Here is a 13,071-nt window from a genome sequence, read left to right on the forward strand (position 1 = left end):
ACTCCCCTCAACACATGGCTCGCAGCCACGGAACGCAACATGGCCAAAGCATTCGCCTCCCAAGCCGATCTGGAAGAGAAGAAAGTCACCTGGACGAAGCTGTCCGAGAACGCCTACGCGTACACCGCCGAAGGCGACCCGAACTCGGGCGTGATCATCGGCGACGACAGCGTGCTGATCGTCGACACGACCGCGACGCCCGCGATGGCGCAGGACCTGATCGCGAAGATCCGCAGCGTGACCGACAAGCCGATCAAGCACGTGGTACTGTCGCATTACCACGCGGTGCGCGTGCTCGGCGCGTCCGCGTATTTCGACGAAGGCGCGCAGCACGTGATCGCGAGCCGCGGCACGTACGAGATGATCGTCGAGCGCGGTGAGGCCGACATGAAGTCGGAGATCGAACGCTTCCCGCGCCTGTTCGCCGGCGTCGAGACGGTGCCGGGCCTGACCTGGCCGACGCTCGTGTTCGAGCGCGAGATCACGCTGTTCCTCGGCAAGCTCGAGGTGAAGATCATGCACGTCGGCTCGGGCCACACGAAGGGCGACACGATCGTCTGGCTGCCGTCGCAGAAGGTGCTGTTCTCGGGCGACCTCGTCGAGTACGACGCCGCGTGCTACTGCGGCGATGCGCAGCTCGAACAGTGGCCGGCCACGCTCGAGGCGCTGCGCGCGCTCGGCGCCGAGAAGCTCGTGCCGGGCCGCGGCCCCGCGCTGCTGAACCCGGCGGAGGTGAACAAGGGCCTCGACTACACGAAGGATTTCGTCACGACGCTGCTCGCGCAGGGCCGCAAGGCCGTCGAGCGCAATCTCGACCTGAAGGCGGCGATGGCGCTCACGCGCGAAGCGATGGACCCGAAGTTCGGCCACGTGTTCATCTACGAACACTGCCTGCCGTTCGACGTGTCGCGCGCCTTCGACGAAGCGAGCGGCATCGCGCATCCGCGCATCTGGACCGCGCAGCGCGACAAGGACATGTGGGCCGCGCTGCAGGACTGAGCGGCACACGACGGCGAGCGCTGACGTAGGCATCGCCGTTTCCCCGACGGTTGCGGCATCCGCGGCGGCAGTGCGCCGCGGTGCCGGCAGCCGGATCCGGTCTCACAAGAAAGCAGGGCGCACGCACGCCCTCGGAGACTGCCGCGCGCGCGAATCGCGCGGCCCGTTTGGAGAGAGACATGCCCCAATCGCTTCCCGCCGGAGCGACGCTCGCGCACGCGCGTGCGTCGGCTTCGGTATCCGAATTCAGCGACGCGCAACTGTTCCGCAAGATCGCGTGGCGGATCGTCCCGTTCCTGTTCCTCTGCTACGTCGTGTCGTTTCTCGACCGCATCAACATCGGCTTCGCGCAGTTGCAGATGAAGCACGATCTCGGCTTCAGCGATGCGATGTACGGCCTCGGCGCCGCGGTGTTCTACGTCGGCTACGTATTCTGCGAAGTGCCGAGCAACATGCTGCTCGCGCGCTTCGGCGCGCGCCGGACATTCATGCGGATCATGCTGCTGTGGGGTCTCGCGTCGACCGGGATGATGTTCGTGTCGCAGCCGTCGCACTTCTACGTGCTGCGCTTCCTGCTCGGCGTGTTCGAAGCCGGCTTCTTCCCCGGCATCGTGCTGTACCTGACCTACTGGTTCCCGGCGAACCGGCGCGCGGCGGCGATCTCGGTGTTCTTCGCGGGCGTCGCGGTGGCCGGCGTGCTCGGCGGCCTGCTGTCGGGCTGGATCATGCGCGACATGAGCGGCGTGCTCGGGCTGCACGGCTGGCAATGGATGTTCGCGATCGAAGGCGCGCCGGCGATCCTGCTCGCGTTCGCCGCGTTCACGTTCCTGGTCGACCGGCCGCAGGACGCCGCATGGCTCACGGCCGACGACAAGGCGCGCGTCGCCGCGCTGTGCGCCGAAGGCCGCGGGCACGGCAGCGCGTACGACGGGCGCAGCGTGATGGCCGCGCTCGCGAACCCGCGCGTGTACCTGTTCGCGTTCATCTATTTTTCGCTGACCTGCGCGTCGCTGACGCTCAACTTCTGGATGCCGCTGATGATCCGCGACTTCGGCGTGACCGATGTCGTCGCGGTGAGCCTCTACACGGTCGTGCCGAACGCGGTCGGCGCGGTCGGGCTGGTGCTGATCGCGCGCCGCTCGGACCGCACCGGCGAGCGCCGCAAGCACTTCGCGTGCTGCACGATCGGCGGCGGGCTCGCGCTCGCGGCGCTGACGCTGCACCTGCACAGCTTCGCGGCGATGCTCGCGTGCCTGTCGATCGCGGCGACGCTGATCTTCGCCGCGCTGCCGATCTTCTGGGCCGTACCGACCCGCTACCTGTCGGGCAACGCGGCCGCGGCCGGGATCGCGCTGATCAGCAGCCTCGGGATCACGAGCGGCATCGTCAGCCCGTGGGTGATCGGGATGATCCGCACGCGCACCGGCAGCATGGATCTCGCCGTGTACCTGCTCGCCGCGCTGCTGGTGGCCAGCGGCGCCGCGCTGATGCTCGGCGTGAAGGGCGAAAGCGCGCCACGCGGCTGAGCACGTGACGACCGGTCGCGGCCCGCGGGCGGCGGCGGCAGGCGCTTCCTCTTCGCCCGCACCCGAATCCATCGAGGAGACGATCGATGTCAGCCCCTCTTCACGCGCACGCCGCACCGGCCGCCGTGTCCGCCGCCGGTTCGACGGATGCGGCCGGCGACGATGCGCTGTACCGCCGTATCGGCCTGCGGATCGTGCCGTTCCTGTTCATCTGCTACATCGTGTCGATCCTCGATCGCAGCAACATCGGCTTCGCGCAGTTGCAGATGCGGCAGGATCTCGGCCTGACCGACGCGATGTACAGCCTCGGCGCGGTGCTGTTCTTCGTCGGCTACGTGCTGTTCGAGGTGCCGAGCAACGCGCTGCTGCGCCGCTTCGGCGCGCGCCGCACGTTCGCGCGGATCATGTGCCTGTGGGGCGCGGTGTCGGTCGCGATGATCACCGTCGACAGCGCCCGGCACTTCTACGTGCTGCGCTTCCTGCTCGGGCTGTTCGAGGCCGGGTTCTTTCCGGGCGTGGTGTTCTACCTGACGTACTGGTACCCGGCGCGGCGGCGCGCGTCGGTGCTGTCGATCTTCTACGCGGGCGTCGCGGTGGCCGGGATGGTCGGCGGGCTGCTGTCGGGCTGGCTCATGCGCGGGATGTCCGGCGTGATGGGGCTGCACGGCTGGCAATGGATGTTCGCGATCGAAGGCGCGCCCGCGATCCTGCTCGGCGTGGTCGCGTGGTTCTGGCTGTGCGACCGGCCGGAGCACGCGCGCTGGCTGTCCGACGCCGAGCGCGAGCGGCTGGCGGCGGACCTGGCCGCCGACCGCGCCCGCACGGGCGCGCCGGCGCCGCATTCGCTGCGGCAGGTGCTGGCCGAACCGCGCACGTACCTGTTCGCGTTCATCTACTTCTCGTTGACCACCGCGCTGCTGATGCTGCTGTTCTGGATGCCGCTGATGATCCGCGAATTCGGCATTCACGACATCGTGCGGATCAGCCTGCTGTCGGTCGTGCCGAATGCGATCGGCGCGGCCGGTCTGATCGCGATCGCGCGGCGCTCGGACCGCAAGCGCGAACGGCGCCGCCACTTCGCCGCCTGTGCGTTCGGCGGCGCGGCGGCGCTCGCGCTGCTGACGCTGCACCTGCCGAGCATCGTCGCGATGATGGCGCTGCTGTCGATCGCGGCGACGCTGATCTTCGCCGCGCATCCGGTGTTCTGGACCGTGCCGTCCGCGTATTTCTCGGGCGCCGGCGCGGCGGGCGGGATCGCGCTGATCAGCAGCATCGGCGTGTCGAGCGGGATGATCACGCCCTGGCTCGTCGGGCTGATCCGTACGCGAACCGGCAGCATGGATCCGGCGATGCTGATGATCGCGGCGCTGCTGGCCGCGTGCGCGATCGCGATGCTGCTGGGCGTGCGGCGCGGCGAGGCGGGTGCGCGGGCGGACGCCGCGCCTTGACGGCGAGGCCGCGTGACCGGGCGGCGGCGGGATGCCGTCGTCCCGTTCCCGGCGGAAGCGGGCGCCGCGGCTACGCCCGATACACCTCGATCCGGTTGCGGCCGCGTTCCTTCGCGAGATAGAGCGCCTTGTCGGCGCGCGACAGCGCCTGGTAGGCACCCAGGTCCGACTCCCGCATCGCGTCGATGCCGATGCTGACGGTCAGCACGATCTGCTCGTCCTCGTGCGTGAGCTGCGTCTGCCGCGCGCGCTGCTGCACGCGCCGCGCAAAGGCCAGCGCCGTCTCGAGGTCCGATCCCGGCAGCACGATCGCGAACTCCTCGCCGCCGACCCGGCCCACGATGCAGTCCGGCCCGGTTTCCGCGAGCAGCAGCCGCGCGAAATGCCGCAGCGCGCGGTCGCCGAGCGGGTGGCCCCAGCGGTCGTTCAGCGCCTTGAAGTGATCGAGGTCGAGCATCAGCACGGCGGCAGCGTGGCCGGTCGCGCGTACGCCGCGTAGCGCCGCTTCGCTTTGCCGCATGAACGCATGGCGATTCGACAGTTGCGTCAGATGGTCGGTCGTCGCCATCCGGTGCAATTCGGCCTCGATGTGCTTGCGGTCGGTCGCATCGGTGATGAAGCCGTGCCACACGGTGCCGCCGTCGATCGTGCGCTGCGGGCGCGCATCGCCTTCGCGCCAGCGCAGGCCCTGCCCGGGCAGCAGCACGCGATACTCGAGACGCCACGGCGTCAGGTGCACCGACGATTCCTGCAGCGACTGCCGATAGGCGGCCAGGTCGGCCGGATGGATCCGCGTCTCGACCGTGTCCGCCTGGCGGGCGAGCTGCTCGGACGTCAGTTCGTAGATGTCGCGGACACCGGCGCTCGCATACGAGAAGAAGCGGCGCCCGCCGGCGGTCTGCCGCAACTGGAATACGAGCCCGGGAACCTGGTCGGTGAGGTCCGTGACGAGCGCGGCCGAGTCGAGCAGCCGCTCGGCGAGCTCGCGCAGCGCGGTGATGTCCGTGGTCGTGCCGACCATCCGCAGCGCGCGGCCGTTGCCGTCGCGCGCGATCACCTTGCCGCGGCTGCGGATCCACTTGTACGTGCCGTCCTTGCAGCGGATGCGGTGCTCGACTTCGTAGCTGTCGGTCCGGCTCTCGAAATGGGCGAGCATCGCGGCCTTCACGTCGTCGGCGTCGTCCGGGTGCAGGCGTTCGTAAGCGTCCTCGATCCGGTTGCTCAGCTCGTGCGGCGCGTAGCCGAGCATCGCCTTCCACGCCGGCGAATAATGGATCTCGCCGGTTTCCACGTTGCGATCCCACACGCCGGTGCCGCTTTCGGTCAGCGCCAGCGCCGTCAGCGTGCTGTGCTCCTCGACGCGCGCCAGCCGTTCGCGCAACGCGGTTTCCGTGAGGGCGCGGGCCAGCGCGCGCTCGGCCACGACCGCGAGGTCGAGCAGCAGCGCGCATGGCGTGCCGTCGAGCGTCAGGGGGGTGTCGTTGGCGATGCACAGCGTGCCGAGCGTCGTGCCGTCGGCGGTGGTCAGCTCACAGGCCGCGACGATCTGCGGCGCGTGCGGCGGGCCGTCGTCGCATCGCAGGTCGTGTATGACGTAGCGTCTGCCGGCGGACGGATCGCGTTCGACGTGCGCTGGAAAACAGTCGGCCGGAAGCGGGTCGGGCACGGCTCCGTCGGCCGCCAGCACGCGTTGCGTGCCGCGGCCGGCGCGCGCGACGAACGCGCCGGCCGCGCGTGCATGCGCACGCGCAATACGGCAGACGGCGACGAGTTCGGGCAGCGCCGCAAGCGCCGGCTGCTTGTCGGCGGGATCGCGTGCGGCGGCCGGCGCGTCGCCGGTCTCGGTGATGAACATACGGAACCGCCTGGTCGAATTCCGCAACGGACGATTGCCCTCGTGATCGGACGAGGTTGCGTGGGGACTGCAATCGCAGAGCTTACTGTCGCGCGGAATGCGTGGCAAGCGTGTCGGAATCGATGGGTGGCACCGGTCATTTGTGCCGTCGGAGAACGAATTCGCGAGAGCGTTCCCGCAGACGAATCGAGCGTTCCGCGCCGGCCCGTCAACCTGCCGCCGAACGCCGGGCGACCATCGGTCGAGTCGTCGCCGGGCATCGCCGTGTTCCGTCACGTTTGCCGGCGTTCGATCCGTTGGCCGGCCCCGCTCGGCGCGGGGCCGGCGCGATCGATCAGCTCGCGTAGCGCGGTGCGGGCGTATCGGACGACAGGTGCGGCGCCATCGTGCGGCGTGCGGTCTCGTATGCGTCCCATTCGTCGCCCGCGTGCAGCGACGGGATCGTCACGAGTTCGCCGCGATCGAAGCCGACGAGTGCCGCGTCGACCATGTCGGGCGCCGTCATCACGATTTCCTTCGGCAGGTGCTCGAGCGGCAGGCCGCCCGTCTGCCAGAAATCGGTGGCCGTCGCGCCCGGCAGCACGGCCTGCACCCGTACGCCCTTGTCGGCGAGTTCGTGATGCAGCGACTGGCTGAACGCGAGCACGAACGCCTTGCTGCCGCCATACACGCCGTTCAGCGTTTCCGGCGAGATCGCGACGATCGACGAAATGTTGATCACGGCGCCGCCGCCGCGCGCGACGAAGCCGGGCACGGCCGCGTAGGTCAGGCGCGTGAGCGCCGTCACGTTCAGGTCGATCATCCGCGTCATCGCGTCGACGTCGCTGTCGAGCAGCGGCGCATGCGTGCCGATGCCCGCGTTGTTCACGAGCAGCGTGATGCTCGCGTCCTGCTTGAGCTTCGCCTCGACGGCGGCGAGCGCCGCGCGGTCGTTGAGGTCCGCGTCGACGATCTCGACGCTGCGCTGCGTGTCGTTCGTGATGCGCTCGGCGAGGGCGCTCAGCCGGTCGCGATTGCGCGCGACCAGGATCAGGTCGTAGCCGCGGCGCGCGAGGCGGTCCGCGTAGACGGCGCCGATGCCCGACGAGGCGCCGGTAATGAGGGCGGTACCGCGATGTGCTTGCGTCATGATGTGCTCCGTTTCGGTGGGAATGGCCGGATGGCGTGAAGCCATTCTGGCGCCGAAGTGCGGCGACACAAATGACGTAGATGGGTATGATTCAGGACATCGGGCCGATGACCGCGCCCGGGACCGGAGAATCCTCATGCACCGAATCGGCTTTCTGATCAGCGACGGCTTCCAGATCATGGCGCTCGCCGCGCAGTCGGTGTTCGAGTACGCGAACATGGGCACGCGCGAGCCGTTCTACGTGATGGACAGCTATTCGGTCGACGGCGGCGACGTGCGCTCGTCGCTCGGGCTGACGGTCGCGACGCGCGCGCTGCGCGGGCGGATCGACGTCGATACGTGGATCGTCGCGGGCGTCAACGATCCGCTCGTCTCGCCGGCGCCGGCCGGCGTCGTCACCTACCTGAGGCGCGCGAATGCGCGCGCGCGGCGGATCGCCGGCATCTGCACGGGCGCGTTCGTGCTGGCCGAGGCCGGGCTGCTCGCGCAGCGCCGCGCGACCACGCACTGGGCGTTCGGCCGCGACATGCAGCGGCACTACCCGGAGATTCGCGTCGAGGAAGACCGGATCTACATCGTCGACGGGCCGATCTGGACCTCGGCCGGGATGACGGCCGGGCTGGACCTCGCGCTCGCGATGGTGGAAAAGGACCTGGGCGCCGACGCCGCGCGCTCGGTCGCGCACAAGCTCGTGATGCACCAGCGCCGCGGCGGCGGCCAGTCGCAGCATTCCGAAATGCTCGATCTCGCGCCGAAATCCGACCGGATCCAGAACGCGCTGAACTATGCGCGGCGCAACCTCGGCCGCGCGCTGACCGTCGAGGAACTCGCCGAAGCCGTCCACCTGAGCCCGCGCCAGTTCAGCCGGGTGTTCACGCTCGAAACGGGGCAGTCGCCGGCGAAGGCGATCGAACGGCTGCGGCTCGAATCCGCGCGGCTGATGATCGAGCAGAGCCGCCATCCGCTCGACGTGATCGCGAAGGAGAACGGCTTTCGCGACCGCCGGCACATGCGCGAGGCGTTCGTGCGCGGGTTCGGCGTGCCGCCGCAGGCGATGCGGCGCGACGCGCGGCTGGACGAACGGGAAACGGGCTGACGCGGGCGCCAGCGCGGCCCGGGAAAAGCGCGCAAAATCTCCGGCACCCTTCGTGAGGAGACACCATGCCCGCCGAGCCGTTCCGCATTGCGATACCCGACCATGCGCTGGACGACCTGCGCCGGCGCCTGCGCGACAGCCGCCCGCCGCTGCTGACCCCCGCCGAGCCGTGGCAGCAGGGCGTCGACGGCGCGTGGCTGCGCGAACTGGTTGCATACTGGGCCGAAGGCTTCGACTGGCGTGCGGTGGAGCGTGCGCTGAACCGGTTGCCGCAGTTCGTTGCCGACGTAAGCGGGCAGCGCGTGCATTTCATTCACCGGCGCGGGGCGGGACCGAAACCTTATCCGCTCGTCATCACGCACGGCTGGCCGGGCTCCGTGTTCGAATTCGACGCGCTGATCGACCGCCTGTGCGACCCGGCGGCCTTCGGCGGCGATCCCGACGACGCGTTCGACGTCGTCGTGCCGTCGTTGCCCGGCTTCCTGTTTTCGCCCGCGCCCGCGGCGCCGGGCATGGCGGCATTCCAGGTCGCCGACCGCTGGGCGGCGTTGATGTCCGGTCTCGGTTATCGGCGCTTCGGTGCGCAGGGCGGCGATCTCGGCGCGGGCGTGTCGATCGCGCTCGGCGTGCGACATGCCGACCGGGTGGACGGCATCCATCTGAACTACCTGCCCGGCAGTTACGAGCCGCCGGCCGACGCGGCGTTGCCGTTGACCGGAGACGAGCAGGCCTTCCTGACGCAGCGCGGCGAGTGGGCCGCGCTGGAAGGCGGATACGCCCATATGCACATGACCAAGCCGCAGACGCTGGCCGTCGCGCTCAACGATTCGCCGGCCGGGCTGGCCGCATGGATCGCCGAGAAATTCCGCGCGTGGAGCGATTGCGACGGCGACGTCGCGCGGCGGTTTTCGCACGATACGCTGCTGACCGGCATCTCGCTCTACTGGTTCACCGGCTGCATCGGCTCGTCGATGCAGATGTATTGGGAAAACCGGCTGCAGCCGATGCGCTTCGCGGCCGGGCAACGCGTGGCGGTGCCCGTCGCGTATGCGCGTTTCCCGAAGGAAATCGGCCGGCCGCCGCGCAGCTGGCTCGAACGCGTATTCGACGTCGTGCAGTGGACCGACATGCCGAGCGGCGGCCATTTTGCCGCGATGGAGGAGCCGGATCTGCTGGCCGACGACGTGCGGCGATTCTTCCGGCGGTTTCGGTAATGCGCGGCCGGGCCGTCTGGCTTACCGCGTGACGAACGGCGCGGCGTCGTCCGGCGCGGTGCGCGCATGCTTGCGCTGGCGCAGCAGCGCGACGCGGCAATTCTCGCGCGCGGTCTCGCGGCCGTCGTCGTCGAGCAGCACGAGGTCGCCGCGCATCACGTTCAGCGTGATCACGTCCTCGCCCGGCGCGCCGAGCGTTTCCGGCGTATGCACCGAGCCGGCCGGTTCGAGCACGGTCGAGCCGGCGTGCGCGACCCAGTCGTACTCCCGGTAGCGCCACGCACCCTGCAGCGTATGGACGAACACCTCGCCGTCGTGACGGTGGCGCGGCAGCGTGCCGCCGGCCGGCATCTTCAGCAGCGCGGTGAGCGTGTCCTCGGCCGCATTGATGTGCAGGTACTTGATCGCGAGCCCCGGCAGGTCGGCGCTCATCGGCAGCCACGGCAGCGCGTCGCCGGGCAGGCACGAGATCGGCGGCAGGTCGGTGGGGGGCAGGGCGGGCGGCTGCGTCATGGCGGGAGGCGGAGCGGAAATGGGGAGTCAGCATTATCGCAGAGCAACTTCGCACGGCGGAACGCGGCCGTTCTCGGCGACGCGGGTCTGGCCGGGCCCACGATCCTGACAACCTGAAATATACAGCCAAACTGTACAGTTAAACTGTCGATGTGATATCGTGGCGCCATGAACACGCGATCGTCCCCCTCCGATACGCGCCCGCTTGCCGGGCTCGCCGGCGAACTCCGCATCTCGGTCGGCAAGCTGATACGGCGCATGCGGGAGCAGACCCATCCGAACGACCTCACTTCATCGCAGAAATCGGTGCTGCTGCGGCTCGACCGCGACGGCCCGGCTACCGTATCGGCGCTGGCCCGTGCCGAAAGCGTGCGCCCGCAGTCGATGCGCGTGACGGTCGCGACGCTCGAGGCGCTCGGCGCCGTCAGCGGCGCGCCCGACCCGACCGACGGCCGGCAGACGCTGATCGCGCTCACTCCCGGGTTTCGCAAGATGCTGCAGGCCAACCGTGCAGCCAAGGACGACTGGCTGTTCCGCGCGCTGCACGCGCAGCTGTCGGCGGCGGAACAGGCCGAGCTCGCCGCTGCCGTGAAGCTGCTGCAGCGGCTCGCCGAATTTCAGGATCCCGCCCGCCCGTGAACCGCCTCGGCCCGCACGCCGAAAGGACCGCCCGACCATGAACCTCCTGCATCTCGTGTCGTACTTCTTCGGCGGCGCGTTTCTCGCGAACGTCGTGCCGCATCTCGTCAGCGGGCTGCGCGGCGAGCCGTTCCAGACGCCGTTCGCGAATCCGTCCGGCCGCGGGCTGTCGTCGTCCACCGTGAATGTCGTGTGGGGCGTCGTGAACCTCGCGATCGCCTACGCGCTCGTGTGCCGCGTCGGCGATTTCGACCTGAGAAGCACGGCCGACGCCGCGGCGCTCGGGCTCGGCATCCTCGCGCTCGGCCTGTTCCTCGCGTGGCACTTCGGCACCCTGCACGGCGGCAACGAGCCCGGCCGGAAGCGGCCATGAGCGTGCCGGCGGCGGGCGTGTTCCGCTCGCTTCGCAGCTTCAACTATCGGGTCTGGGCGATCGGCTCGCTGGTGTCGAACATCGGCACCTGGGTGCAGCGTACCGCGCAGGACTGGCTCGTCCTCACGCAGCTCACGCATCACGACGCGTCGGCCGTCGGCACGGTGATGGCGCTGCAGTTCGGGCCGCAGCTGCTGCTGTTGCCGTGGACCGGCTATGCGGCCGACCGCTTCGACCAGCGCAAGCTGCTGATGACGACCCAGGCGCTGATGGGCGTGCTGGCGTTGGCGCTCGGCATGCTGACGGTCACGGGCGCCGCACGGCTCGAGCACGTGTACGTTTTTGCGTTCCTGTTCGGCTGTGCGTCGGCGTTCGACGCGCCGGTGCGGCAAACCTTCGTCGCGGAACTGGTCGGCGATCGCGAGCTGGCGAATGCGGTCGCGCTCAATTCGACGTCGTTCAACGCCGCGCGGATGATCGGCCCGGCGGCGGCGGGATTCATGATCGCGTCGGTCGGCACGGGCTGGGCATTCGTTGCCAACGGGCTCAGCTTCTTCGCGGTGCTGGCATCGCTGCTGCTGCTCCGGGAGGACGAACTGCGCGCGAACCTGCGCGCGGGCCGCTCGCGTGGCGGGCTGCTCGACGGCTTCCGCTACGTGTGGCACCGCGAGGACCTGAAGGCGATCCTCGTGATGCTGTTCCTGATCGGCACGTTCGGGCTCAACTTCCAGCTGTTCATCTCGACGATGGCCGCCAGCGTGTTTCACGTCGATGCGCGCGGGTTCGGGTTCCTGTCGTCGATGATGGCGGTCGGCACGGTGTCCGGCGCGCTGCTGGCGGCCCGCCGCGAGCAGCCGCGCTTCGGGCATCTGTGGTTCGGCGCGGCGCTGTTCGGGCTCGGTTGCACGTTCGCCGCGCTGGCGCCCGGCTACTGGCTGTTCGCGGCCGCGCTCGTGCTGACGGGCGTCGCCGCGATCACCTTCATGAACTCGACCAACAGCCTGATGCAGCTGTCCACCGAGCCGGCGATGCGCGGCCGCGTGATGGCGCTGCGCCTCGCGGTCGCGCTCGGCGGCACGCCGATCGGCGCGCCGGTGGCCGGCTGGGTCGCGAACCATCTCGGCCCGCGCTGGGCGCTCGGCGTCGGCGCGGCGTCCGGTTTTGCCGCGGCGCTCGTCGCGACGCATTTCGTGAAGCGCAACCGCGACACGCTGCGCGCGGGACGCGCGGTCGAACAGCGCGACGCCGCCTGATGCACGCAAGGCGGCGGGCGGCGCGTCCGCCCGTCATGCGATGCCGCCGCCGGGATGACCCGCGCGAGCTGTCTACGCCGCCGGCCGCACGGCCGCATGCGCGGCTTCCAGGCACGACTGGAACAGCAGCGCGGCCCGCGACGGCCGCGGCGAGCGCCGCAGCAGGCTCACGAACCGGCACCGGTAATTGAACCGGTGCGGCGCGATCGGCTGCATCAGCCCCTTGTTTTCGAAACTTTCCGCGTAGTGGTCGGGCAGGAAGCCGAGGTAGCGGCCGGACAGGATCAGCGTCGCGATCGACTCCTGGTCCGACGCGGTCGCGCTGCGCGTGAGCTTCGCGCGATGACTCAGCTCCATGTTCGGTGAATGGAAGCCGAGCCCGGCGAACGCGTGGTTGCGGATCGTCGTCCACGTGAGCTTGCCGTGCGGCGCATCGAACAGCGGATGCTGACGGCCGCAGTAGAGCAGCATCCGTTCGTCGAACAGCTCCGCATACTCGAGGCTGCCCGAATTGCGGTGCGCGGGAATGATCCCGACCTGATAGCTGCCGTCGATGATCCCGCGCTCGACTTCGTTGATCGACGCGACATGCAGGTTCAGCGTGACGTCGGGCGCCTCGTCGGCGAACTGGCGGATCGCGTCGCCGAGGCGCGCATGCGGGTTGGTGGCCGTCTTGTCGAACACGGCGACGTGCAATTCTCCGCCCATCTTGTCGTGAATGCCGTCGATCCTGCTGCGAAATGCTTCCATCGACGCCAGCAGGCGCAGCGTCTCCTCGTACACCGTCTGGCCTTCCGGCGTCAGCGTGAAGCCGGCGCGGCCGCGCCGGCACAGCACCAGGCCGAGGCGCGTTTCGAGATCCTTCACGTGCCGGCTGATCGTCGAGATGCCGATATTCAGTTCCAGTTCGGCCGCCGCCATCCCGCCGCACTGCACGACGCCCTTGAAGACCCGCAGCAGGCGCAGGTCCATGTCGCTGAGCTGCCCCAGCAGCGCGCGGCTCTTCGGTTTCTTTGCTTGCATAGT

12 protein-coding genes are annotated in these 13,071 nt (G+C 69.5%); 8 read left to right on the plus strand and 4 right to left on the minus strand.

Annotation, left to right across the window (positions count from 1 at the left end):
* Positions 1-39 precede the first annotated feature (39 nt).
* The 3 genes from HWX00_RS25645 (at position 40) to HWX00_RS25655 (ending at position 3,973) form a co-directional block, all read left to right on the plus strand.
* Complete coding sequence (locus tag HWX00_RS25645; RefSeq protein WP_006482658.1) at positions 40-999, plus strand: MBL fold metallo-hydrolase; 960 nt, start codon at positions 40-42, stop codon at positions 997-999.
* A gap of 179 nt (positions 1,000-1,178) precedes the next feature.
* Positions 1,179-2,525, plus strand: a complete 1,347-nt coding sequence (locus HWX00_RS25650) for an MFS transporter (protein WP_175027971.1) — start codon at positions 1,179-1,181, stop codon at positions 2,523-2,525.
* 86 nt (positions 2,526-2,611) lie between these two features.
* Positions 2,612-3,973: an MFS transporter gene (locus HWX00_RS25655; RefSeq protein ID WP_175027970.1), complete on the plus strand. Its 1,362-nt coding sequence runs from the start codon at positions 2,612-2,614 to the stop codon at positions 3,971-3,973.
* Positions 3,974-4,043: 70 nt separating this feature from the next.
* Here the strand turns inward: HWX00_RS25655 and HWX00_RS25660 are convergent, their stop codons facing one another.
* Positions 4,044-5,828 (minus strand): sensor domain-containing diguanylate cyclase, encoded by a 1,785-nt coding sequence (locus HWX00_RS25660; RefSeq protein WP_175027969.1) that lies wholly within the window; start codon positions 5,826-5,828, stop codon positions 4,044-4,046.
* Between the two features lie 334 nt (positions 5,829-6,162).
* Positions 6,163-6,957 carry an SDR family NAD(P)-dependent oxidoreductase gene (locus tag HWX00_RS25665; RefSeq protein WP_034191466.1) on the minus strand — a complete coding sequence of 265 codons (795 nt, stop codon included), beginning with the start codon at positions 6,955-6,957 and terminating at the stop codon, positions 6,163-6,165.
* A 136-nt stretch (positions 6,958-7,093) separates the two neighbouring features.
* Between HWX00_RS25665 and HWX00_RS25670 the strand changes: the two genes are divergently transcribed.
* Positions 7,094-8,053: a GlxA family transcriptional regulator gene (locus HWX00_RS25670; protein ID WP_124608373.1), complete on the plus strand. Its 960-nt coding sequence runs from the start codon at positions 7,094-7,096 to the stop codon at positions 8,051-8,053.
* Positions 8,054-8,118: 65 nt separating this feature from the next.
* Positions 8,119-9,267, plus strand: a complete 1,149-nt coding sequence (locus tag HWX00_RS25675; protein ID WP_175027968.1) for an epoxide hydrolase family protein — start codon at positions 8,119-8,121, stop codon at positions 9,265-9,267.
* Between the two features lie 21 nt (positions 9,268-9,288).
* On the opposite strand, the gene HWX00_RS25680 is transcribed toward HWX00_RS25675, so the two are convergent.
* Complete coding sequence (locus HWX00_RS25680; RefSeq protein ID WP_175027967.1) at positions 9,289-9,780, minus strand: 2,4'-dihydroxyacetophenone dioxygenase family protein; 492 nt, start codon at positions 9,778-9,780, stop codon at positions 9,289-9,291.
* A 168-nt stretch (positions 9,781-9,948) separates the two neighbouring features.
* Between HWX00_RS25680 and HWX00_RS25685 the strand changes: the two genes are divergently transcribed.
* The 3 genes from HWX00_RS25685 to HWX00_RS25695 are packed head-to-tail and all read left to right on the plus strand — an operon-like array spanning position 9,949 to position 12,045.
* Complete coding sequence (locus tag HWX00_RS25685; protein WP_059556495.1) at positions 9,949-10,419, plus strand: MarR family winged helix-turn-helix transcriptional regulator; 471 nt, start codon at positions 9,949-9,951, stop codon at positions 10,417-10,419.
* Positions 10,420-10,456: 37 nt separating this feature from the next.
* Positions 10,457-10,792 (plus strand): hypothetical protein, encoded by a 336-nt coding sequence (locus HWX00_RS25690; protein ID WP_034191461.1) that lies wholly within the window; start codon positions 10,457-10,459, stop codon positions 10,790-10,792.
* Entirely contained in the window at positions 10,789-12,045 is a 1,257-nt protein-coding gene (locus HWX00_RS25695; protein ID WP_034191460.1) for an MFS transporter, read from the plus strand. Before HWX00_RS25690 ends, HWX00_RS25695 begins: the two co-directional genes overlap by 4 nt.
* A gap of 72 nt (positions 12,046-12,117) precedes the next feature.
* Here the strand turns inward: HWX00_RS25695 and HWX00_RS25700 are convergent, their stop codons facing one another.
* Positions 12,118-13,068 (minus strand): LysR family transcriptional regulator, encoded by a 951-nt coding sequence (locus HWX00_RS25700; protein ID WP_034191459.1) that lies wholly within the window; start codon positions 13,066-13,068, stop codon positions 12,118-12,120.
* Positions 13,069-13,071: the final 3 nt, after the last annotated feature.

The organism is Burkholderia seminalis DSM 23518, from assembly GCF_902832885.1.
Classification (GTDB): domain Bacteria; phylum Pseudomonadota; class Gammaproteobacteria; order Burkholderiales; family Burkholderiaceae; genus Burkholderia; species Burkholderia seminalis.

Coding starts and splice junctions, on each gene's coding strand:
- HWX00_RS25645 (WP_006482658.1), top strand. CDS start 40: ATGGCCAAAGCATTCGCCTCCCAAGCCGATCTGGAAGAGAAGAAAGTC.
- HWX00_RS25650 (WP_175027971.1), top strand. CDS start 1,179: ATGCCCCAATCGCTTCCCGCCGGAGCGACGCTCGCGCACGCGCGTGCG.
- HWX00_RS25655 (WP_175027970.1), top strand. CDS start 2,612: ATGTCAGCCCCTCTTCACGCGCACGCCGCACCGGCCGCCGTGTCCGCC.
- HWX00_RS25660 (WP_175027969.1), bottom strand. CDS start 5,828: ATGTTCATCACCGAGACCGGCGACGCGCCGGCCGCCGCACGCGATCCC.
- HWX00_RS25665 (WP_034191466.1), bottom strand. CDS start 6,957: ATGACGCAAGCACATCGCGGTACCGCCCTCATTACCGGCGCCTCGTCG.
- HWX00_RS25670 (WP_124608373.1), top strand. CDS start 7,094: ATGCACCGAATCGGCTTTCTGATCAGCGACGGCTTCCAGATCATGGCG.
- HWX00_RS25675 (WP_175027968.1), top strand. CDS start 8,119: ATGCCCGCCGAGCCGTTCCGCATTGCGATACCCGACCATGCGCTGGAC.
- HWX00_RS25680 (WP_175027967.1), bottom strand. CDS start 9,780: ATGACGCAGCCGCCCGCCCTGCCCCCCACCGACCTGCCGCCGATCTCG.
- HWX00_RS25685 (WP_059556495.1), top strand. CDS start 9,949: ATGAACACGCGATCGTCCCCCTCCGATACGCGCCCGCTTGCCGGGCTC.
- HWX00_RS25690 (WP_034191461.1), top strand. CDS start 10,457: ATGAACCTCCTGCATCTCGTGTCGTACTTCTTCGGCGGCGCGTTTCTC.
- HWX00_RS25695 (WP_034191460.1), top strand. CDS start 10,789: ATGAGCGTGCCGGCGGCGGGCGTGTTCCGCTCGCTTCGCAGCTTCAAC.
- HWX00_RS25700 (WP_034191459.1), bottom strand. CDS start 13,068: ATGCAAGCAAAGAAACCGAAGAGCCGCGCGCTGCTGGGGCAGCTCAGC.